Here is a 20,533-nt window from a genome sequence, read left to right as displayed (position 1 = left end):
TATTGAAACTGGAGTTACTATGAACATCAAGAGCCTTCTTCTCGGCTCCGCTGCTGCGCTGGCAGCAGTTTCCAGTGCTCATGCGGCTGACGCTATCGTTGCTGCTGAGCCGGAGCCGCTCGAATATGTCCGCATCTGCGACGCTTACGGTGCTGGCTACTTCTTCATCCCGGGCACGGAAACCTGCCTCAAGATCGGCGGCCGCGTCCGTACCGAAGGCGGCTGGTACAACGCCTACAAGGCTGGCCAGGACGCAGGTGCCCGCGGTACCTATTGGCATACCCGCGCTGAACTCTCCCTCGATACCGCGACCGACACCGAATACGGTCCGCTGAAGACCAATACCGTTGTTCGTTGGGACTGGAACGACGGCAATTCGACCACGACGAAGCTCCTCTGGGCAAACATCAGCCTCGGTGGCTTCCTCGTCGGTAAGGCTGATTCGCAGTATTCGACGTTCCTCGGCTATGCCGGCGACGTCATCAACGACGACGTGATCGAATACGGCATCAACGGCACCGACGAACTGAACCAGATCACCTACAAGTATGACGCCGGCAACGGCTTCACGGCTGTGATCTCGGTGGAAGACAGCAATTCCGGCACGGGCGCAACCGGTGCAAATGGCGAAGACAGCTCCGACCACTACGCTCCTGACGTTGTCGCAGGTGTTGGCTACAAGGCCGGCGCATGGCAGTTCCGCGTCGTCGGCGGCTATGACTCCATCGTTGAAGAAGGCGCTGTCAAGGCTCGCGTCGATGCCGACTTCGGCGTCCTCACCGCTTTCGTTATGGGCGGCTGGAACACCGATGGCGACAAGCTCAACAAGTATGCCGGTGCTGGCGGTGCTGGTCTCGGCTGGGGTGACTGGGCTGTCTGGGGCGGCGTTGGCGTTCCGATCAATGAAAAGCTGAAGTGGAACCTGCAGCTTTCCTACGACGACCTGAAGACTTTCGCTGCAACGACGAACGTCAAGTTCAACCCGGTCAAGGACCTGTTGATCGAGCCGGAATTGACCTACGTCAACTACGACGCCGTGAACAAGGATACCTGGGCTGGTATCCTTCGCTTCCAGCGCACCTTCTAATTCGGTTCGCCGAATCGAATTTGACAGATCTTCCGATCAGACCTCCGATCGGAAGAGAGAAGGCCCGGTCTCCCACCGGGCCTTCTTGTTTCTTATAGGAACCAAATGATTTAAGGCGCTGTCCTCAAAGCCTTGAGATGAAATCCCGGATCGCGTCTGGAATATCGCCGAAATGCAGGATGGGGGCGTGCCCTTGTCCATCGGCAATTTTGACGACAGTGCCCGGATGGCGCCTAGCCATCTCATCTGTCGTGGATTGCGCAAGCAACTTCGAATTCTCGCCGCGAATCACCATCAGCGGAATATCCTGAAATCCCTGAAACTGCGTCCAAAGATCGGGAATCGGCGCTTCCAGATCGAGTGCCTGCATCTGGACCGCGATGGCGGGGTCGTAATCGGCAGCGGGCTTACCGTCGACAACGGTATAGATCGCTCGCGCCATGTCATGCCAGTCCTCTTCGGCAAGCGCGGTAAAGGCGCGGCCATGGTTCTCCCGCAGGATTTCGATTGCCTCGCTCCAATTGACGGGCTTCCTGTCGCGGTTGAGATAGTCGCGAATATCCGCCAGCCCGATCTTTTCCAGGACGGGACCGATATCGTTGAGGATGACCGCTTTCAGGACATCCGGTCGGCTGGCCGCAAGCATATGCAGGACCAGACCGCCACGTGACGTGCCGACGAAGATGGCTTGCTGAATATCGAGGGCGGCGCAAACCGTCAGCACGTCCTGCGCTTCGATGACGAGATTGTAGTGGGACTTGTCGGGATCCCGTTCGGATAGGCCGCGTCCGCGAGCGTCGAGTGTGATCACCCGGTGCGGAGCTAAGGAATCCTGCGATAGAAGTAGCGCCAATTGGTGAAAATCGCGCGAATTGCGTGTCAGCCCCGGCAGGCAGAAGACGGGCGGCCGGCTTCGTGTCGACGCTTCGTCGCCGGCATAATCCCGCACATGAAGCTTCAGGCCATCCCCGGCCGGGATCGTTCTGGCAAGAAAACCGCTTTGATCGTCGCTACGCATGCATCGTCCCTCGTGCTTCGGATATCACGAGGGATGTAACGGCATTTCCTCAATACGCACAACTGAGGTTCTGGGCTAACCGCGGCCGTTGACCAGATCCTGTACGATGTCGGCCTTCTGTCCGAGCCGCGCCTTGTAGACCTGGTAGTTTTCCATGACCCGCTGGACATAGTTTCGCGTCTCGGGGAAGGGAATGCGTTCGATCCAGTCGATCACGTCGTCGAGCGACTTGCCGCGCGGGTCGCCGTAGCGGCTGATCCATTCCGGCACCTTGTTCGGCCCGGCATTGTAGGCGATGAAGGTGAGGATGTAGGATCCACCGAACGTATCGATCTGCTCGCCGAGGTAATGAGCGCCGAGCGTGGCGTTGTAGCCCGCATCCTGTGTCAGCTTGTCGGCGGAGTAGGCCATCCCATGCCGGCCGGCCACGGCCTTCGCCGTCTTCGGCAGCAACTGCAGCAGGCCCCGCGCATTGGCGGAGGAAACCGCAGCCGGATTGAAGGCGCTTTCCTGCCGGGCAATGGCGTAGGCGAGTGCCTTGCCGGAGCCGGAGATATTGGCGTTGTCCGGAATGACGCCGATCGGGAAGGCGAGTGCCGCCACGTCGACGCCACGCCCATAGGCGATCTTGCCGATCTGCAGTGAAAGCTGGTGGTTGCCGGAGCGCTCTGCTCGAGCGGCCAACAGGGCGATTTCGCCGGCACTCTCCAGCTGTTTTGCCAGGGCGCGATAGAGCGCCTCTCCACGCCAGCCATGCCCTGCCGCCTCGAGCCGTGAGATCGCCTGCACCGCTTCGCGCTCCTGGAAGCGCTGGCGATCGGCAGTCGAGGGGGAGGGGTAGCTGACATTCAGCGTGCGGCGGCCGAGCTTTTCGGCGGCGAGCTGCCCATAGAACGTGCTCGGATAGGAGGCGGCCTTCGCATAGAAATCGGCTGATTTGCCCGCACCGCCCGCTTCGGCTGCGCGGCCGAGCCAGTACCAGGCGCGCGATTGCGAGATCGGTCCGTTCGAAACCTGCAGGATCTTGCGGAAATGGCTTGCCGCGCTTGCGCCGTCCTGCAGGCCGCGCAGAGCGTACCAGCCGGCATGGAATTCGGCCTCGCCGATATCCTGCGGGCTTTCAGCGACACTGGCATCGACGATGCGATAGGCCGCCTTGAATTCACCTTGGTCCACCAGGCCGCGGCTGACGATGCGCTGCTCGTTCCACCATTGGCCGGGGCTGACAAGCGCGCTGCGGTCGCGCGGCATTTGCGCCAGCAGATTGGCCGCGTCGTCATATTTGTTCTGGCGGCGCAGGCTTTCGATCCGCATGAAGAGATAGGCGGGATCCTTGCGCCATTGCGCATCGACGGCAGCTATCAGCGCGTCGGCCTTGGGGGAGCGATCACTGACCGCGGCCCAGGCCTTGTAGAGCGATTGCGCCTTGCCGAGATCGCCGAAGCGTTTGGCCTGCGCAGTCCGGTCGCGGTAAAGCAGATAGTCCATGCGCGCCTTGTGATCGGCAGGCGACAGCAGGTTCGGGAATTCCGCGAGGATCTTGTCTTCGAGTGGCTTATCGAGCGGCTCGTCGCGCCAGATCTTGCGGATCAGCTTGCCGGCTTGAGCGGATGAATCGCGCGCCATGAGCGCGCGTGAGAGGATGATGGCGCCTTCCACGGTTTCCGGCTGCGAGTTGCCGAAGGCGGCGAGAATTTGATCCGTCGCCGGGTTTTCGGCGTAGAGCGCACGCTCGGAATTGGCGCGCAGGCTGCCGAGCCCGGGCCATCCCTGAAGTTCGCGAGCGGCGGTGGCAATCTCACCCGAGGGAATGCCCGGCTGGCCCGACGTGGCAATCGCCCAGGTCAGGATATGGCGATCGAGCGTGCCTTCGTCCATGCTGTTGCGGATGGCAAGCGCCTGCATCGGGTTCTTGTTGGAAAGCGCGTCCAGGCCGGCCTTCAGGTCTCCGCTCACCGGCGCGATGGCGCCGCTGCGTGGGATCGCGGCCGTGCTTATGGGATCCGTCGCCATGGCGAGATCGGCGCTGGCGCGTGTGGACGTCTGCTGGCCGGGAAGCTGCGAGGCAACGGCGCCCCAGGCCACCGCCAAGCCCACAGCGGTCCAGATCATGACTGGTCTCTTCATCCGGCTACTCACAAAACAAACGGTCCCATTCCATTTGCCAAATGCTATATTAACGAAACCTTACCGGTGGTCCGAATTTCAATCAATTATGATATCCGAAACTGCCCTCTACCATCCAAAGCGTGCTTGTCGCCGTCAAGCCAGCGCTTTATGGTGCGCGGATTCATAACCATGGATTGCGGCCGAAGCATGAATGCCGCGCCGCTAGGAGACTTGCATGTTCCAGGGATCCATTCCCGCACTCGTTACGCCCTTTACTGACGCCGGCAAGGTGGATGAGGCATCCTTTGCCTCGCATGTCGACTGGCAGATAAAAGAGGGTAGCAAGGGTTTGGTGCCTGTCGGCACCACCGGGGAATCGCCGACCTTGTCGCATGACGAGCATAAGCGCGTCGTCGAGCTTTGCATCGAAGTTGCCAATAAGCGCGTTCCGGTCATGGCGGGAGCGGGTTCGAACAATACCCGCGAGGCGATCGAGCTTGCGCAGCACGCCGAGAAGGTCGGCGCCGATGCGGTTCTGGTCGTCACGCCCTACTACAATAAGCCGACGCAGAAGGGGCTTTACGCGCATTTCGCCGCTATTGCCGAGGCGGTGAAGCTACCGATCTATATCTATAACATTCCCGGTCGCTCGGTCGTCGATATGACGCCGGAGACGATGGGGGCGCTTGCGAAGACCTACGCCAATATCGTCGGCGTGAAAGATGCGACGGGCAAGATCGAGCGCGTCTCCGAGCAGCGTATCAGCTGTGGTCGCGATTTCCGCCAGCTTTCCGGCGAGGATGCCACCGCGCTCGGCTTCAACGCCCATGGCGGCGTCGGCTGCATTTCCGTGACCGCCAATGTGGCGCCGCGCCTGTGCGCCGAATTCCAGGCGGCGACACTTGCAGGTGACTATGCCAAGGCTCTGGACTATCAGGATCGCCTGATGCCGCTGCACAAGGCGATCTTCCTGGAGCCCGGTCTCTGCGGCGCCAAATACGGCCTCTCCCGCCTTGGGCGCATGAGCCGCAATGTGCGCTCGCCGCTCTTGTCGACGCTCGAGCCGGGCACGGAAGCGGCGATCGATGCCGCCATGCGCCATGCCGGCCTTCTGAACTGAGACGGCTTACGGACGCTCTGCCGAAACTCCGCCGGACCGCTCTCTTCACAAGGAGGGCGGTCTCGCTTATTTAGGGTGCAGGAACTTGGCGCGCCTTCGGCCGCTGCCGGAATGACGCAAGAAAAGAAGAAGAACCATGGCACCCAAAGGCAGCCAGCGCGTAGTCAACAAGATCGTGGCGGAAAACCGCAAGGCGCGCTTCAACTACGAGATCATCGACACTTACGAAGCGGGGCTCGTGCTGAAGGGCACGGAGGTCAAGTCGCTGCGCGAAGGCAAGGCCAATATCGCCGAATCCTACGCCTCGGACGAGGATGGCGAGATCTGGCTGATCAATTCCTATCTCCCGGAATATCTGCAGGCCAATCGCTTCAACCATGAACCGCGCCGCCGCCGCAAGCTGCTGCTCTCCAGCCGCGAAATCGGCCGGCTGCGCTCGGCCATCAATCGCGAAGGCATGACGCTCGTGCCGCTGAAGATTTATTTCAACGACAGCGGCCGCGCCAAGCTGGAACTGGCGCTCGCCAAGGGCAAAAAGCTGCATGACAAGCGCGAGTCCGAGAAGGAACGCGATTGGAACAGGCAGAAGAGCCGCCTGCTCAAGGACAATGGGTGAGAGTGAGGGTGAGGAGCGGTCGGGCAAAGCCCGAGCAATCGATCCAGTGAATCGATTGCAGCGACGAACGCCCTGAGCCTTAGCGAAGGGCCGGCTGCCGCGGCAAACGCGAAACGCTTGCGTCGTGCAGAACTATCCCTGGGCAACTACAGCTGGGCGTCAATCGATTGCAGCGACGAACGCCTCTTCGGCAGGCTCAGGATGCCTTAGCGAAGGGCCGGCTGCCGCGGCAAACGCGAAACGCTTCCACCGCGCGCAACTACGCTTCGGCAAACAGCGAACCTGTCTGATGTACCCTCAATTACTCTTCGACATCCGAAGCGGCGGGTGTCGGTTCGACGGGACGTTGTGGACGCTCCGAGGCCTCGCGGCCGATTTCCGCCTTCAGCGATACGAGATCGATGAAATGGTCGGCTTGGCGGCGCAGATCGTCGGCGATCATCGGTGGCTGGGTTGCCATGGTCGAGATGACCGACACCTTGCGGCCGCGGCGCTGCAGGGCCTCCACAAGGGTCGTGAAGTCGCCGTCGCCGGAGAAGATCACCAGATGATCGACGGTTTCGGATTGCTCCATGGCGTCGATCGCCAGCTCGATATCCATGTTGCCCTTGATCTTGCGGCGTCCCATGGAGTCCGTGAACTCCTTGGCCGGCTTGGTGACGACCTTGTAGCCGTTATAGTCGAGCCAATCGATCAGCGGGCGGATCGAGGAATATTCCTGATCTTCGATAAGGGCGGTGTAATAATAGGCGCGCAGGAGATATCCGCGTTTCTGAAAAGCTTTCAGGAGCTTGCGGTAGTCAATATCGAAACCGAGGCTCTTGGATGCAGCGTAGAGATTGGCGCCATCTATAAAGAGTGCGATTTTTTCGCGTGGGTCAAACATTGCCTACATATCCACTGTTATAAAAACGTAATGATTTCATTCAAAGTTCAGCTAAAACAATCCGTTGCAGAATAATTCGTAGTACTTTATGAATTATTCATATAACCAAGATGTAGGGCACGAAATGTGATATTCCAAGCAATCCAGGGTAGAAATCGCTGTTTGTCTAGGGTAATTTTAGCACTTTCCCAGGAGGTGCGAAGGCGCTCAAACAGGAAAAACTTGAATTTGCCATCGTTTGCTTGTATCGGCGTGCTACTCCGAGACATGATGACGACATCACGACCGCAAAGGACAGGCAATGGCCCGTGTCACAGTAGAAGATTGCATTGATAAAGTAGAAAACCGGTTCGAGCTTGTGCTGCTCGCCAGCCATCGCGCTCGCTTGATTTCGCAGGGCTCCTCGATCACGATCGACCGCGACAACGACAAGAACCCGGTTGTTGCATTGCGCGAAATCGCCGACGAGACGCTGTCGCCGGACGACCTCAAGGAAGATCTCATCCATTCGTTGCAGAAGCATGTGGAAGTGGATGAGCCCGAGCCCGATCCGGCAAGCCTGCTCGCAGCCGGCGCTTCCGCCTCCAGCGACGAGGAAGAAGATCTGCCGGAGACCGTTACCTTTGACCAGATGTCGGAAGAAGAACTTCTGGCCGGTATCGAAGGCCTGGTTCCGCCGGAAAAAAGCGACGATTACTGATCGTCGACCTTGATGCTCCGGGCAGGAGCGATATGATGGGGAAATGCGTGCGCCGGTCATATGACTGGCGCGCTTTTGTTTTTGCTGGAGTAGCTTTGGAATGATGCGGCAATACGAGCTTGTTGAGCGCGTGCAGAAATACAAGCCCGATGCCAACGAAGCTCTACTCAACAAAGCCTATGTTTATGCGATGCAGAAGCATGGCCAGCAGAAACGTGCCAGCGGCGATCCTTATATTTCCCATCCTCTCGAAGTTGCTGCCATCCTGACCGATATGCGTCTGGATGAATCAACCATCGCGGTCGCGCTTCTCCACGATACGATCGAGGACACGACGGCGACGCGCGCCGAGATCGACGAACTGTTCGGCGAGGATATCGGCCGCCTGGTCGAAGGGCTGACGAAGATCAAGAAGCTCGATCTCGTCACCAAGAAGGCGAAGCAGGCGGAAAACCTGCGCAAGCTGCTGCTCGCCATTTCAGACGACGTGCGCGTGCTGCTGGTCAAGCTTGCCGATCGCCTGCACAATATGCGCACGCTCGATCATATGTCGCCGGAAAAGCGCGCCCGCATTTCCGAGGAGACGATGGAAATCTATGCGCCGCTTGCCGGCCGCATGGGCATGCAGGATATGCGCGAGGAGCTGGAAGAGCTCTCCTTTCGCCATATCAATCCGGAAGCGCATGACACCGTCACCAAGCGCCTCGAGGAGCTGTCGCGGCGCAACGAGGGCCTCGTCAAGAAGATCGAGACTGAGCTGCGCGATCTGCTTGTTGCCAACGGTCTTGCCAACGCCATGGTCAAGGGCCGGCTGAAGAAGCCCTATTCGGTCTTCCGCAAGATGCAGTCGAAGTCGCTCTCCTTCGAGCAGCTTTCCGATATCTACGGTTTCCGCCTTCTCGTCGACGATATTCCGTCCTGCTACCGTGCTCTCGGCATCGTGCACACCCGCTGGCGCGTCGTTCCCGGCCGGTTCAAGGACTATATCTCGACACCGAAGCAGAATGACTACCGCTCGCTGCACACCACCATCGTCGGTCCCTCCAGCCAGCGCATCGAGCTGCAGATCCGCACGAAGCGCATGCACGAAATCGCCGAATTCGGCATTGCCGCCCACACGCTCTATAAGGATGGTACGAATAGCAACGGCAATGGTGCGGACGGTGAGCTCCTGTCGCGGGAAAGCAATGCCTATTCCTGGCTGCGCCACACGATCGAAGCGCTGGCCGAAGGCGACAGCCCGGAAGAATTCCTCGAACACACGAAGCTCGAGCTGTTCCAGGATCAGGTTTTCTGCTTCACGCCCAAGGGCAAGCTGATCGCCCTGCCGCGTGGCGCGACGCCGATCGACTTCGCCTACGCGGTTCACACCAACATTGGCGACACCACCGTCGGCGCTAAGATCAACGGCCGCATCATGCCGCTGGTGACGCGGCTGAACAATGGCGATGAAGTCGAGATCATCCGATCCGGCGTGCAGGTGCCGCCGGCCGCCTGGGAAGAGATCGTCGTCACTGGCAAAGCGCGTGCCGCCATCCGCCGCGCGACGCGCCTTGCCATCCGCAAGCAATATGCCGGCCTTGGCCACCGTATTCTGGAGCGCACCTTCGAGCGCGCCGGCAAGGTCTTTTCACGCGATGCCCTGAAGCCGGCCCTGCATCGCCTCGGCCAGAAGGATGTTGAGGATGCGATCGCGGCCGTCGGGCGCGGCGAGATGTCGTCGCTCGACGTCCTGCGCGCCGTCTACCCCGATCATCAGGATGAGCGCGTGACCGTGAAGCCGGCCGGCGACGAGGGCTGGTTCAACGTCCGCAGCGCTTCGGGCATGATCTTCAAGATCCCCGGCAAGACCAAGGCCGATCTGGCTGACGGCACCGATGCAGAGGCTCCGCCGATCCGTGGCCTGGCAGCAAATGTCGAGGTGCATTTTGCCTCTACCGGCGCCGTTCCTGGCGACCGCATCGTCGGCATCATGGAAAAGGGCAAAGGCATCACCATATATCCGATCCAGTCGCCGGTCCTGCAGCGGTTCGACGACGAGCCGGAGCGCTGGATCGACGTGCGCTGGGATCTGGACGAGGCCAACAAGTCCCGCTTTGCGGCGCGTATCATGATCAACGCGCTGAACGAGCCGGGCACCTTGGCCAAGGTGGCGCAGACCGTCGCCGATATCGATGTCAATATTCGCGTGCTCAACACCGTTCGCGTCGCCGCCGATTTCACCGAAATGGCGCTCGATGTGGAAGTATGGGATCTGCGCCAGCTCAACCAGCTTCTGGTGCAGCTCAAGGAGCTCGACTGCATCGCCACGGTGAAGCGCCTTTACGAGTGAGCTCTGCTCGACACTACCTCGATCCGAGGCAGGCTGCATATTTTGTGATCATTTTATGACCAAAATCGAGCACCTTTCCGGATAGATATGCGCCGAACGCATGGCTGTGTCTATTTTAGAGCGGTGGTAATTCACCTTTGTTGAGCCTATCTTCTGATCATCGAAGAAACGAAACAGAGATGAGAGAAGACAATGTTTAGCCCGATCAAGAGAATCGCTCGCGCCCTGCGTGTTCCGAGTGTCGAAGAGCGCGAAATGGCTTACCTGAATGGCTCGCACGACCGTTTTGACCTTGAATATCGTCAGCGTCAGGTCGACCGCGGTCTGTTCCGTCAGCGCTAACAGCCGTTAATACTTAAAAGACCAGGAGGGGCGCGTCATTGTTGCGCCCTTGGAGCATCCCGATCTCGCGGGATTGCTTCCCGCAAACGAGAGAACGTCCATTTTCTGCATCCTGAGCAGGTGGCGTTCCAAAAAGGGCCGCACTTTCGGTTCTTAATCGGTGTGTGATACGCAAGGCCGGTCTTGTCACGACGGCCCCCATTGCACTAGATAAGCCGCATGCTATTTCGTCGCCGAAAACCACTGACACTCAAGGAAAAACTGCGGGAGCACCTATGGCCCCGCAAGGGTTTCGTCCGCTCGTTCCAATATTTCGGTAAGCGCCTCGTTCGCCTTGCCGCCTCGCCGCATTCCGTTGCGGCCGGTTTTGCCGCTGGTATCGTGGTGTCGTGGACGCCTTTCATCGGCGTGCATTTCATCATGGCGATCATCATCGCCTATCTGGTCGGCGGCAACGTCATCGCGTCGGCGCTCGGCTGTCTGGCGGCCGGCAATCCCATTACCTACCCCTTCATTTGGGCCTTCACCTGGGAAATCGGCCATTTGATCCTGGCGCGTGACAGCGGCGGTCAGGGTGGCAGCATCGATTTGCCGGCGCTGTGGCACAAGGGCGATCTCACGCAAATCTGGGACCCGGTTTTGAAGCCGATGCTGATCGGCGGCATTCCGCCGGCGATCGTGACGGGCGTGATCGTCTATGCGCTCACCTATTATGGCGTGAAGACCTTCAAGACGCGTCGCAAGGAACGCCTGATGGAGCGCGCCCGCGAGCGGCTGGCGCTTGCCGAAAACGCATCGAGCGTCTGACGGCGCCTGACATCGCCCCGGCCGCCAGGAGGGCCTTCCCATGATTATCGGCATAGGCAGTGATCTCATCGACATCCGCCGGGTGGAGAAGACGATCGAGCGTTTCGGCGCCCGGTTCACCGACCGCTGCTTTACCGACATCGAGCGGGCCAAGTCCGAAGCCCGCAAGAACAAGGCGGCCTCCTATGCCAAGCGCTTTGCCGCCAAGGAAGCCTGTTCCAAGGCGTTGGGCACCGGCCTGGCGCAAGGCGTCTTCTGGCGCGACATGGGCGTCGTCAATCTGCGGAGCGGCAAGCCGACGATGCAATTGACCGGCGGGGCGGCCGAGAGACTGGCGTCCATGCTGCCGCCAAATCATCGCGCCGCCATTCATTTGACGATAACCGATGATTTTCCTCTTGCTCAGGCTTTTGTGATCATCGAGGCATTGCCGATGGATGGTTGAATCACAGCCATGTGTCGCTTTTGGCATCCGCGCCATTGCCGCAATGATATGAAGCGAGTAGACAGTGCCTGAAAGCAAGTGCGCCGGTGGGGTGCGAAAAAGGAATAAGACTGCGTGTCCGAGAAAGCCGTAAAACAGCAGAACGCCCTGTGGGAAAACATCAAGGTCATCGTACAGGCGCTCGTCCTGGCCATGATCATCCGTACGGTTCTCTTTCAGCCGTTTACCATCCCGTCCGGTTCGATGATGCCGACGCTTCTTGTCGGAGACTATATCTTCGTCAACAAATTCGCCTACGGTTATTCGAAATATTCGCTGCCGTTCTCGCCGGATCTCTTCAGCGGCCGTATTTTGGGCAGCGAGCCGAGGCGTGGCGACGTGGTCGTGTTCCGTTTCCCGCCGAATCCCGACGTCGATTACATCAAGCGCGTGATCGGCCTGCCGGGCGACCGCATTCAGGTCAAGAATGATATCCTCTACATCAACGGCCAGGCCGTTCCGCGCGAGCCGCATGGCGCGTTCTCGTCGGACTACAGCCAGGAGCCGGGCGACAACATCCCCGTCTATAGCGAGCGTCTGCCGGATAGCGGCAAGGTCTATGACACACTGGATCTTTCGCCCAATTCCCGTGGCGACAATACCCAGGAATACGTCGTGCCGGCCGGTCATTACTTCATGATGGGCGACAACCGCGACAATTCCGACGACAGCCGCTTCGACGTCGGCTATGTGCCGGCCGAAAACCTCATCGGCCGCGCCAGCGTCATCTTCTTCTCGCTGGGCCATGACACCTCGTTCCGCGAAGTCTGGAAATGGCCGACCAACATGCGTTGGGATCGCCTCTTCAAGGTTGTCGAATGACGAAGGCGCAGGCGCTCTCCCAGGCGGATCGTACGAAGCTTGAGGTTGCGATAGGTCATGAATTCGCCGAGAAGGAGCGTCTCGACCGTGCGCTGACCCATGCCAGCGCACGCACGCACAAGACGGGCAATTACGAGCGGTTGGAATTTCTCGGCGACCGGGTTCTCGGCCTGTGCATCGCCGAGCTGCTGTTCAAGACCTTCGGTGCCGCGACGGAAGGCGAGCTTTCGGTTCGCCTCAACCAGCTCGTCAGCGCGGACACCTGCGCCGAAGTCGCCGACGAGATGGAGCTGCATCTTTACATCCGCACCGGCGCCGACGTGAAAAAGCTGACGGGCAAGCGCATGCTCAACGTGCGCGCCGATGTCGTCGAGAGCCTGATTGCCGCGCTCTATCTGGATGGCGGGCTCGAAGTCGCCCGCAAGTTCATCCTGCGGTTTTGGGAGCGTCGTGCCATCAGGCCGGAAGGCGCAAGGCGCGACGCCAAGACGGAACTGCAGGAATGGGCGCATGCGAAATTCGGCGTCACCCCGGTCTACAGGGTTGATGATCGCAGCGGACCGGATCATGATCCACGCTTCACCGTGACGGTGGAAGTGAAGGGAACGACGCCCGAGACAGGAATTGAACGCTCCAAGCGTGCGGCCGAACAAGTGGCGGCGACGCGGATCCTGGAGCGTGAAGGCGTATGGCAGCCTCAGTTGACTGGGAAGTGACTGCCGGGGATTAATGGAAAAATGAACAATCAGCAGGACACGCCCGCCGAGGACGGCGCGGTTGAACATATCGGCCCGACGCATTCGGGCTTCGTGGCTCTTATAGGCCCCACCAATGCCGGCAAGTCGACGCTGGTCAACCGGCTCGTGGGCGCGAAGGTCTCGATCGTCAGCCACAAGGTGCAGACGACGCGCGCGATCGTGCGCGGCATCGCCATTCATAACAATGCGCAGATCGTCTTCATGGATACGCCCGGCATCTTCAAGCCGCGCCGCCGTCTCGACCGCGCGATGGTGACGTCTGCCTGGGGCGGCGCCAAGGATGCCGATCTCATCATGCTGCTGATCGACAGCGAGCGTGGTTTGCGCGGCGACGCCGAAGCGATTCTGGAAGGGCTGAAAGAGGTGTCGCAGCCGAAGATCCTGGTCTTGAACAAGATCGACCGCGTTCGCCGCGAGGATCTGCTGGCGCTTGCCGCCGCCGCCAATGAGAAGATTGCCTTCGATCAGACCTTCATGATCTCGGCAGAAAACGGCTCCGGCTGTGACGATGTCATGGACTATTTGGCGAACACCTTGCCGGAAGGGCCCTGGTACTATCCCGAGGATCAGATTTCGGATCTGCCGATGCGGCAGCTTGCCGCCGAAATCACCCGTGAAAAGCTGTTTCTGCGCCTGCATCAGGAGCTTCCCTATTCCTCGCATGTCGAGACGGAAAAGTGGGAGGAGCGCAAGGACGGTTCGGTGCGCATCGAACAGGTGATCTACGTCGAGCGCGAAAGCCAGAAGAAGATTGCGCTCGGCAAGGGCGGCGAGACGATCAAGGCGATTTCGACCGCATCGCGCAAGGAACTCTCCGAGATCCTGGAGCAGCCGGTACATCTTTTCCTCTTCATCAAGGTCCGCGAGAACTGGGGAGATGATCCCGAGCGTTTCCGGGAGATGGGGCTGGACTTCCCGCGTTAATGGAGCTTTGCTTTCATGAGTGCTTTATAATGCAGCGGCTTGTCGGGCGTGGCGCCCACGCCGCTGCCATTCAGGGAGCGTTTCATGGCGAAAGCGGTTGCGACGATGCATGGACAGCGAACACCATGTCACCACTGTCCATTGCGGTCTCTGCCGCATTTTCGTGAATTCGACCGCGATGAACTGAATTTTATAAGCACTTTCAAGAAGGGCGAGCTTCTTGTCGATGCCGGCGCCACGATTTTCCTCGAAGGTGCTCACAGTGCCCATCTCTTCACCATCCTGTCGGGGTGGGGTTTTCGCTACAAAACGCTGGAGGACGGCCGGCGCCAGATCCTCAACTATGTAATGCCCGGCGACCTCATCGGGCTGCAGGGTTCGATCATGGGAGAGATGCAGCACTCGACCGAAGCGCTGTCGCCGGTATCGCTCTGCGTTTTCGAGCGCACCGAATTGATGACGCTATACAATTTGCACGCCTCACTCGCCTTCGACCTCACGTGGATTGCTGCAAGGGAAGAGCGGATTCTGGATGAACATCTCCTGAGCATCGGACGCAGGTCCGCGGTCGAGCGCGCAGCCTATCTGATCGCGTACCTGCACCAGCGCGCCAAAGCGCTTCGCCTCTTCGATGGCAGCAAGGTCATTCCCGTCACGCAGCAGCATGTGGCGGATACGCTCGGCCTCTCCGTTGTTCACACCAATAAGACATTGAAAAAGCTGGCTGCACGAGGATTGCTTCTCTGGCAGGAGCGAGGCTGCGAGGTTCTGGATGGGGAAGGGCTTGCGGCACTAGCCGGCTGGGACGGACTTGATTCGGGCAAGCGTCCCTTCATCTGAGTTATTCTCGATGCAAAGCAGCATGTCTTTTTTAAATGCTGACGGTAAGTGTATCAGCATAGATTATTTTCACCGTCACTTTTCCACCAGTTTCACCTTTTACTAACCCCGGCGGCAAAAGCGATTGGAGCACGTCAACGAGCCCATAGTACCGCAGTGCAAAAAGTGCGAAGCGGGTTGGAGGCAAGGTCATGTTGCAAGAGACTAAGCCATTACGGATGGGAAAAACCATTCATTCAATACGGGCCGATGATTGGCACCGGAGGGATAGATGTGGGACTTTTTACGGGGAGCGCCAACTGGCGCGCGCATGCAAGGATGGCGCTGATATGACGTTTCAGCGCGTCCTTATTCTGGAAGACAATCTCATTATTGCCATGGAGGCGGAGGAAATTCTTCGTCTCGTGGGAATTCAACAGATTGAGATTGCTTCAAATCTGGAACAGGCGGTCAACGCTGTTCATTCCGAACATTATGATTTTGCGATGCTGGACGTGAACCTCGGGGAGTCGACAAGCTTCGGTTTTGCCCGATTGTTGATGGATCGCGGCATCTCCTTTGGTTTTGTCAGCGGTTATTCCGACACGCTCGATTTCCCGGCAGATCTGCGGCATGTGCCGCTTTTGAACAAACCTTTCGATGAGCAATCCATGCGCCTCTTTGTCCGGACATTGGCGGCCGGCGGCTCCGATGCCATGTGACAGCGGCGGGCATTTGCCTTAAACTCGAATCGCAAAAATCTTTCGGGGCAGCCGGCCAATGCAATGGCAGGACCATGCAATCATCCTGGGCGTCAAGCGCCTCGGCGAGACCAGCGTCATCGCCGAGGTGATGACGCGTGTCCGCGGGCGCCATATGGGGCTGGTGCGATCAGGCCGTTCGCGCGCCATGCAGCCGGTGCTGCAGGCCGGTAATCTCGTCGAGGTAACCTGGCGGGCAAGGCTGCATGAGCATCTTGGCGAGTTTCGCATGGAGCCGGTTACGCTCCGGGCCGCGCGGCTGATGGAGACTGCGACCGCCGTCTATGGCGTCCAGGCGATGGCCGCTTTGCTGCGGCTGCTGCCGGAGCGGGACCCGCATCCGCATCTCTACGATGCGCTCGACGTGATCCTCGAGAACCTGCAGAATCCCGCCGATGCCGGTGAGCTTTTCGTGCGCTTTGAACTTGCCGTGTTGAACGATCTGGGCTTCGGCCTCGATCTGACCGAATGCGCGGCAACCGGCGTGCGTGAGGACTTGGCTTTCGTTTCGCCGAAGAGCGGGCGTGCCGTCTGCCGTGCGGCCGGCATGCCTTGGGCGGACAAGATGCTGGCGCTGCCGCCGTTTCTATCGACGGGAGCCTTGGTCGCCGCGGATACGGAGAGCCTCGCGGCGGCCTTTCGACTGACCGGCTTCTTCCTGCATCGCCATGTCTACGAACCGCGCGGCATAGAGATCGCCGCGGCGCGCGAGGGCTTTATTCAGGCCGCGATGAAGGCATTGAATGCGGCATCCTTGGAAATACCGCAGGAGCGGCCGGCCGCTGCCGCCAAAATATAGAGCATGATCCCGTAAGTGCGTAGCAAGCAAGATCATGCTCAAGGCATGATTCCAAGCGGAAAGACCGCTCGCTTCAAACAGCCATGTTCGACGCCGCCGACATCACCTCTCGCGGGGCGGGAATGCCGAACATATGACGGCCGGCTTCTTCGACTTCCGTGAAACACCAACGGATGACGCCATCCCGATCGAGCAGGAATTCGCCGACGAGCTGGCCTTCGCCGGTGGCAATCATCTGTTTGTCGTCCTGCGTGAATTCATATCCGTCCGCCTTGTCGAGGAATTCTGTCGCTGCCATCGGATCCATCGGCTGGGGAAGTTCGCCCGGCATGTCGACGCGCATCGATCGCACCGCATTCATACCGACCTTGCGCGGCCAGTCTGTCTCATCTTCGGTGAACTGCACATTCGGCAGGCCGAAGGCCCTGTGCGATACCCGCTCCGGATCGGAAGCAGCCAGCAGGTTGGGAAGCGGATGGTACCGGAAATACAGCCGGGCGCGTTCGATCGGTGTGTTGACGACGGTCAGGCTGTCGATGCCTTTCTCCTGCAGAGCCCCGGTGAGTTCGGACATCGCGGCGATCTGCCGGCGGCAGAAGGGACAGTGCAGTCCTCGGAACAATCCCACAAGCACCGGCCTCTGGCCGCGAAAATCGTCGATGGCGATCTTGCCCTGGCGAGTGATCGCATCCAGCACGACATTCGGCGCGCGATCTCCCGGCTGCAATGGTCTTTCGGTGTGGTTCTCCTGCATGTTTCGTTCCTCCCTTTATGTGTTTGAATCGGTTCTCCCAACCTATCTCCTGAGACCGTCATAACGAAGACGGTCAGTCGAGAAACGGCAATACGACGAGCGTGCCTGGATCGAGGTTGTGGCGGATGCACACATCCTGTGCCAACGTGAAATACCGTTCCGCCTCGTCCATGTCGTCTTGCTCAAGGCTCAGTGTCGCCAAACCATCATAGCACGGAAAAAGCAGTTGCGGCTCATCAATTTCCTTCGCAACCTCAAGGGCTTCCTCGTAATACTTACGAGCTAGCTTCGGCTGCCCATGGCATTGATGAATCTGTCCGAGGACGATCAGCGGTACGGAGAGATGATCACGCTGATCGAGCGCTCGATCGATTTCCACCGCCTTCTCCGCCGCCGGCACGCCTTCGGCGGCGCAGCGGTCGGTAAAGGTACAGCAGGAAACGGCGAGATTGGCGAGAAGGCGCGCCTGGAAGCCGAGATCGCCGATGCGGGTCGCGACCTCAAGCCCGCGCCGGCAGATCTTGATGGCGTGAGCCGGATCCACGATGGTGTAGAGTACGCCGAGGTTGGAATAGGCGCGACAGGCAGCACTTTGCAGATCGGCCTTTTCGGCAACGGTGAGGCTGCGCTCCACTTCCTGCACGGCATCGCGGCGGCGGCCGAGGCGCGCAAGTGCCGCGCCCTTGGTATTCAGCGCTTCGGCCATGGCGCGCGCCGCCTCCCGTCCGACCTCGGTCGTTCCGTCGATGGGGAGCGTTTCCAGCCGTTGCAGGGCCTGCGTCGCCCATTCGGCGGCCGCGGCCTGGTCGCCCATGCGGAAGGCCAGATGGCCGCGCTCCTGCAGGAGATGCGCGTGTTCGACCGGTGCGTCGATCGCAGCGATCAAGGCTTCGGCCTCGGCGCAATGCGTCTCCGCTAGGTCTCGGCGGCCCGCATCGAGGTGCAGTCGGCCGATTTTTCGTAATATTCTCGCGGCAGCGATCCGATCGTCTCTCTTGCGGTGGATCGCAAGCGCTCGCTGATAATGGTTCAGGGCAGCGTCGCGGAGACCGGCAGGACCGCAGAGATCGGCAAGACGCTCCAGAAGCGCCAATTGCTCCGACGTCACCTCGCGCTCGTCTGCGAAGGCGGCAAGTGCCTGACGGTAGAGTCGCATCGCATCGTCATTGGCGTAGGTCATGCGTGCCAGATCGCCCGCCGCCATCAGATAGGTGGCTCCCTTGGCCTTCTCGGTGGTCAAGCTGAAGTGATGGCCGAGCTGCGTCAAATGCTCGGGCCGATCCGGCGCCGAGCCATATTGGCGCTCCAGAACCCGGCCGATCCGGTGATGAAGCTCCATGCGCCGCTGCAACAGGAGATTATGGTAGATGACATCGTGCAGCAGGGACTGGCTGAAACGATAGGTGGGTGAGGCACCGGCATCCGGCCCGCGTAATTCCTCGACGATATTGGCGTCGCAGAGATAGTCCAATGCGGCGTCGATGGCAGCCGGGTCGGTGGCGATGGTGCGGAGCAGAGCGGTGTCGAACTTCGGGCCGACCACCGCCGCCTCCTGCGCCAACCGTCTGATCTCCGGCGGCAGACGATCGACACGGGCAAGCAGCAGGGCCTGCAGATTGACCGGAATATCGACATCCGTGTCTTCCGCCGCAACTAGCCAGCGCTGACCGTCATTGTGCAGCCTGCCCATGTCGATCAATCCCCGAAGGATCTCTTCGATGAAGAGAGGATTGCCGCCGGCTCGATCGAGGATGCGCTGACACATCGCAACCGGCAGCTTGCCATGGCTCTCGCCGAAAAAGGCGGCGAGCAACTTCCGTCCGTCGGCTGCGACGAGTGGGCTGAGACGCTGCACCGTGACGCTGACCCGATTGGAATCCAGCGGATCGATCTGCGATGTCGGCCGGTAGATCGCAAGTAGCATCAGTCGGCTGCGTTCCAGCCGATCCATCATGAAGCGAAGCACTTCCAGCGAGGCGGCATCGGCCCAATGCAGATCCTCGATGACGAGAAGCAGGGGACCTTGCGCCAGCCGCCGCTCGAAGACGGTGCGGACCGCATAGAAGATCTGCCGTCGTAATTGCTCCGGCTCGATGTGCCGCAACGCTCCGTCGGGGTCACCCAGGCCGAGAACATGCAGGAAAAGCGGCAGAAGCCCGTCGATATCCTCCTGCGTGAGATCGAGCGCGCGGAATCCCGCCGCCAGCAATTGTCGCATCCTGTCGAGATTGTCGCGCTCGCCGATGCCGTAGGCGCTGCGTACGACCGCGGCAAGCGTCCCATAAGACTGTTCGCCGAGAGGAGAGCAGGTCGCCTTGCGGATGGCGAGGCCGGGAAAGCGGGCCGTATCGCCGGCAATGCCGATGAACTCGCTGGCAAGCCGTGACTTGCCGATACCCGCTTCGCCGATGAGGCGGACAAGTTGTGCCGCACCGCCGCAGGCAAGTTCGAGGCAGGTCAAAAGCCGCGACAGTTCCGTATCCCGTCCGATCATCGGTGCCTGGAGGCCGAAACTTTCGAGCCCGCGCGCCGTGTGCGGCGCCTCCAGCTGTCCCGTCAGCCGATGGACAAGCACATTGCCGCTTTTGCCGCGTAAGGCTTGGGCGCCGAGATTATCAAAGGCGAAGGCATGGCGGGTGAGGCGATAGGTCAGCGGTCCGACAAGGATATCGTTTTCGCCGGCCATGGATTGCAGCCGTTGGGCGGTATTCACCGTGTCGCCTGTCACGGAATAGGATTTGGTGCTGACGGCACCGAAGCCGCCGGTGACGACGGGACCGCTGTTGATGCCGATATGCAGCCGCAGCGGCACGCCGGCACGCGGTTGCCAGCGCTCGCCGACCTGCGTCGCCCGCTCGATCATGTCGAGTGCTGCATTCAGTGCCCGCACCGGATCGTCTTCATGGGCAACCGGCGCGCCGAACAGTGCCAGCAGCGCATCGCCGACGAACTTGTCGACGAAGCCGCCATAGGCCTCGACTGCCTGGGTCATCTCTTCGAACAATTCGTTCTGCAGCATCCGCATGACTTCGGGGTCGATCTGCTCGCTCAGTGTCGTAAAGCCGCAGAGATCCGCAAAAAGCACGGTTACCGGCCGCCGATCGGCATCGTCCTCGGATTTCGCCGGCGCAGTCTTGATGGCCGGCTTGGCAACGGGTTGGGCCTTGTCGGAAACCGCAGCGCCGCATCGAGGGCAGAAGGCAAAGTCAGGCTGGCAGGGATAGCCGCACGCGGCACAAGAGATAGGCTGCCTTGCTCCGCATCGTGGACAGAAAGCAAAGCCGCTCTGAATATCGAAACCGCAGCCGGCGCACTCCATCGGACGCACCTCGCGCAAGCCCGCGCGTCACGGCCATCTTAGTCGCAACCGACGGGTTCAAAACGAGCGATAAGCA

General features: G+C 60.0%; 19 protein-coding genes. 14 read left to right on the top strand and 5 right to left on the bottom strand.

What is annotated here, in order from left to right; all coding sequences use genetic code 11:
* The first annotated feature begins 19 nt into the window (after positions 1–19).
* Positions 20–1,087: a porin gene (locus FP026_RS22350; RefSeq protein WP_149636777.1), complete on the top strand. Its 1,068-nt coding sequence runs from the start codon at positions 20–22 to the stop codon at positions 1,085–1,087.
* A gap of 124 nt (positions 1,088–1,211) precedes the next feature.
* On the opposite strand, the gene FP026_RS22345 is transcribed toward FP026_RS22350, so the two are convergent.
* Both FP026_RS22345 and FP026_RS22340 read right to left on the bottom strand, forming a co-directional pair.
* Entirely contained in the window at positions 1,212–2,105 is an 894-nt protein-coding gene (locus FP026_RS22345) for an alpha/beta fold hydrolase (protein WP_149636776.1), read from the bottom strand.
* A 75-nt stretch (positions 2,106–2,180) separates the two neighbouring features.
* Positions 2,181–4,232, bottom strand: a complete 2,052-nt coding sequence (locus FP026_RS22340; protein WP_149636775.1) for a lytic transglycosylase domain-containing protein — start codon at positions 4,230–4,232, stop codon at positions 2,181–2,183.
* 217 nt (positions 4,233–4,449) lie between these two features.
* Here FP026_RS22340 and dapA point away from each other — a divergent pair, with 217 nt between their 5' ends.
* On the top strand, positions 4,450–5,334 hold the full coding sequence (gene dapA, locus FP026_RS22335; protein WP_113250712.1) for a 4-hydroxy-tetrahydrodipicolinate synthase: 885 nt from the start codon (positions 4,450–4,452) through the stop codon (positions 5,332–5,334).
* Between the two features lie 136 nt (positions 5,335–5,470).
* The gene (gene smpB, locus FP026_RS22330; protein ID WP_149636774.1) at positions 5,471–5,950 is read left to right on the top strand and encodes an SsrA-binding protein SmpB; all 480 of its coding nucleotides are present in this window, start codon (positions 5,471–5,473) and stop codon (positions 5,948–5,950) included.
* Between the two features lie 301 nt (positions 5,951–6,251).
* On the opposite strand, the gene FP026_RS22325 is transcribed toward smpB, so the two are convergent.
* Positions 6,252–6,836, bottom strand: a complete 585-nt coding sequence (locus FP026_RS22325; RefSeq protein WP_149636773.1) for an NYN domain-containing protein — start codon at positions 6,834–6,836, stop codon at positions 6,252–6,254.
* Between the two features lie 301 nt (positions 6,837–7,137).
* Between FP026_RS22325 and rpoZ the strand changes: the two genes are divergently transcribed.
* From rpoZ to recO, 11 genes are all read left to right on the top strand, one after another.
* On the top strand, positions 7,138–7,536 hold the full coding sequence (rpoZ, locus tag FP026_RS22320) for a DNA-directed RNA polymerase subunit omega (RefSeq protein ID WP_069616142.1): 399 nt from the start codon (positions 7,138–7,140) through the stop codon (positions 7,534–7,536).
* Between the two features lie 100 nt (positions 7,537–7,636).
* A complete protein-coding gene (locus FP026_RS22315; RefSeq protein ID WP_149636772.1) occupies positions 7,637–9,868 on the top strand; it encodes a RelA/SpoT family protein in 2,232 nt (743 codons plus the stop codon).
* A 192-nt stretch (positions 9,869–10,060) separates the two neighbouring features.
* Positions 10,061–10,210 carry a DUF3563 family protein gene (locus FP026_RS22310; protein ID WP_149636771.1) on the top strand — a complete coding sequence of 50 codons (150 nt, stop codon included), beginning with the start codon at positions 10,061–10,063 and terminating at the stop codon, positions 10,208–10,210.
* Between the two features lie 219 nt (positions 10,211–10,429).
* Positions 10,430–11,017 carry a DUF2062 domain-containing protein gene (locus tag FP026_RS22305; RefSeq protein ID WP_149636770.1) on the top strand — a complete coding sequence of 196 codons (588 nt, stop codon included), beginning with the start codon at positions 10,430–10,432 and terminating at the stop codon, positions 11,015–11,017.
* A gap of 40 nt (positions 11,018–11,057) precedes the next feature.
* Positions 11,058–11,462, top strand: a complete 405-nt coding sequence (acpS, locus tag FP026_RS22300; RefSeq protein WP_149636769.1) for a holo-ACP synthase — start codon at positions 11,058–11,060, stop codon at positions 11,460–11,462.
* Between the two features lie 114 nt (positions 11,463–11,576).
* Complete coding sequence (lepB, locus tag FP026_RS22295; protein ID WP_149636768.1) at positions 11,577–12,323, top strand: signal peptidase I; 747 nt, start codon at positions 11,577–11,579, stop codon at positions 12,321–12,323.
* Positions 12,320–13,039, top strand: a complete 720-nt coding sequence (gene rnc / locus FP026_RS22290; protein WP_149636767.1) for a ribonuclease III — start codon at positions 12,320–12,322, stop codon at positions 13,037–13,039. The genes lepB and rnc overlap by 4 nt, the downstream gene beginning before the upstream one ends.
* Positions 13,040–13,060: 21 nt before the next feature.
* On the top strand, positions 13,061–14,005 hold the full coding sequence (gene era / locus FP026_RS22285; RefSeq protein WP_149636766.1) for a GTPase Era: 945 nt from the start codon (positions 13,061–13,063) through the stop codon (positions 14,003–14,005).
* 84 nt (positions 14,006–14,089) lie between these two features.
* Entirely contained in the window at positions 14,090–14,845 is a 756-nt protein-coding gene (locus tag FP026_RS22280; RefSeq protein WP_149636765.1) for a Crp/Fnr family transcriptional regulator, read from the top strand.
* 191 nt (positions 14,846–15,036) lie between these two features.
* A complete protein-coding gene (locus FP026_RS22275; protein WP_246665409.1) occupies positions 15,037–15,546 on the top strand; it encodes a response regulator in 510 nt (169 codons plus the stop codon).
* Between the two features lie 58 nt (positions 15,547–15,604).
* Positions 15,605–16,384, top strand: coding sequence for a DNA repair protein RecO (recO, locus tag FP026_RS22270; protein ID WP_149636764.1), 780 nt, complete (start codon positions 15,605–15,607; stop codon positions 16,382–16,384).
* Between the two features lie 73 nt (positions 16,385–16,457).
* Here the strand turns inward: recO and FP026_RS22265 are convergent, their stop codons facing one another.
* Together FP026_RS22265 and FP026_RS22260 are read right to left on the bottom strand one after the other, a co-directional pair.
* Complete coding sequence (locus FP026_RS22265; protein WP_149636763.1) at positions 16,458–17,138, bottom strand: peroxiredoxin-like family protein; 681 nt, start codon at positions 17,136–17,138, stop codon at positions 16,458–16,460.
* A gap of 73 nt (positions 17,139–17,211) precedes the next feature.
* A complete protein-coding gene (locus tag FP026_RS22260; protein ID WP_149636762.1) occupies positions 17,212–20,457 on the bottom strand; it encodes an adenylate/guanylate cyclase domain-containing protein in 3,246 nt (1,081 codons plus the stop codon).
* Positions 20,458–20,533: the final 76 nt, after the last annotated feature.

Origin of the sequence: Martinezella tropici (assembly GCF_008370325.1) — a bacterium.
Lineage (GTDB): Bacteria > Pseudomonadota > Alphaproteobacteria > Rhizobiales > Rhizobiaceae > Rhizobium > Rhizobium tropici_B.
This window is presented reverse-complemented; position numbering and strand designations above follow the sequence as displayed.

Excerpts from the sequence above, each read along its gene's own strand:
- FP026_RS22350 (WP_149636777.1), top strand. The coding sequence starts at position 20 with ATGAACATCAAGAGCCTTCTTCTCGGCTCCGCTGCTGCGCTGGCAGCA.
- FP026_RS22340 (WP_149636775.1), bottom strand. The coding sequence starts at position 4,232 with ATGAAGAGACCAGTCATGATCTGGACCGCTGTGGGCTTGGCGGTGGCC.
- era (WP_149636766.1), top strand. The coding sequence starts at position 13,061 with ATGAACAATCAGCAGGACACGCCCGCCGAGGACGGCGCGGTTGAACAT.
- smpB (WP_149636774.1), top strand. The coding sequence starts at position 5,471 with ATGGCACCCAAAGGCAGCCAGCGCGTAGTCAACAAGATCGTGGCGGAA.
- FP026_RS22325 (WP_149636773.1), bottom strand. The coding sequence starts at position 6,836 with ATGTTTGACCCACGCGAAAAAATCGCACTCTTTATAGATGGCGCCAAT.
- FP026_RS22260 (WP_149636762.1), bottom strand. The coding sequence starts at position 20,457 with ATGGAGTGCGCCGGCTGCGGTTTCGATATTCAGAGCGGCTTTGCTTTC.
- acpS (WP_149636769.1), top strand. The coding sequence starts at position 11,058 with ATGATTATCGGCATAGGCAGTGATCTCATCGACATCCGCCGGGTGGAG.
- FP026_RS22275 (WP_246665409.1), top strand. The coding sequence starts at position 15,037 with ATGTTGCAAGAGACTAAGCCATTACGGATGGGAAAAACCATTCATTCA.
- rpoZ (WP_069616142.1), top strand. The coding sequence starts at position 7,138 with ATGGCCCGTGTCACAGTAGAAGATTGCATTGATAAAGTAGAAAACCGG.
- dapA (WP_113250712.1), top strand. The coding sequence starts at position 4,450 with ATGTTCCAGGGATCCATTCCCGCACTCGTTACGCCCTTTACTGACGCC.
- rnc (WP_149636767.1), top strand. The coding sequence starts at position 12,320 with ATGACGAAGGCGCAGGCGCTCTCCCAGGCGGATCGTACGAAGCTTGAG.
- FP026_RS22305 (WP_149636770.1), top strand. The coding sequence starts at position 10,430 with ATGCTATTTCGTCGCCGAAAACCACTGACACTCAAGGAAAAACTGCGG.
- FP026_RS22345 (WP_149636776.1), bottom strand. The coding sequence starts at position 2,105 with ATGCGTAGCGACGATCAAAGCGGTTTTCTTGCCAGAACGATCCCGGCC.
- recO (WP_149636764.1), top strand. The coding sequence starts at position 15,605 with ATGCAATGGCAGGACCATGCAATCATCCTGGGCGTCAAGCGCCTCGGC.
- FP026_RS22265 (WP_149636763.1), bottom strand. The coding sequence starts at position 17,138 with ATGCAGGAGAACCACACCGAAAGACCATTGCAGCCGGGAGATCGCGCG.
- FP026_RS22315 (WP_149636772.1), top strand. The coding sequence starts at position 7,637 with ATGATGCGGCAATACGAGCTTGTTGAGCGCGTGCAGAAATACAAGCCC.
- FP026_RS22310 (WP_149636771.1), top strand. The coding sequence starts at position 10,061 with ATGTTTAGCCCGATCAAGAGAATCGCTCGCGCCCTGCGTGTTCCGAGT.
- FP026_RS22280 (WP_149636765.1), top strand. The coding sequence starts at position 14,090 with ATGGCGAAAGCGGTTGCGACGATGCATGGACAGCGAACACCATGTCAC.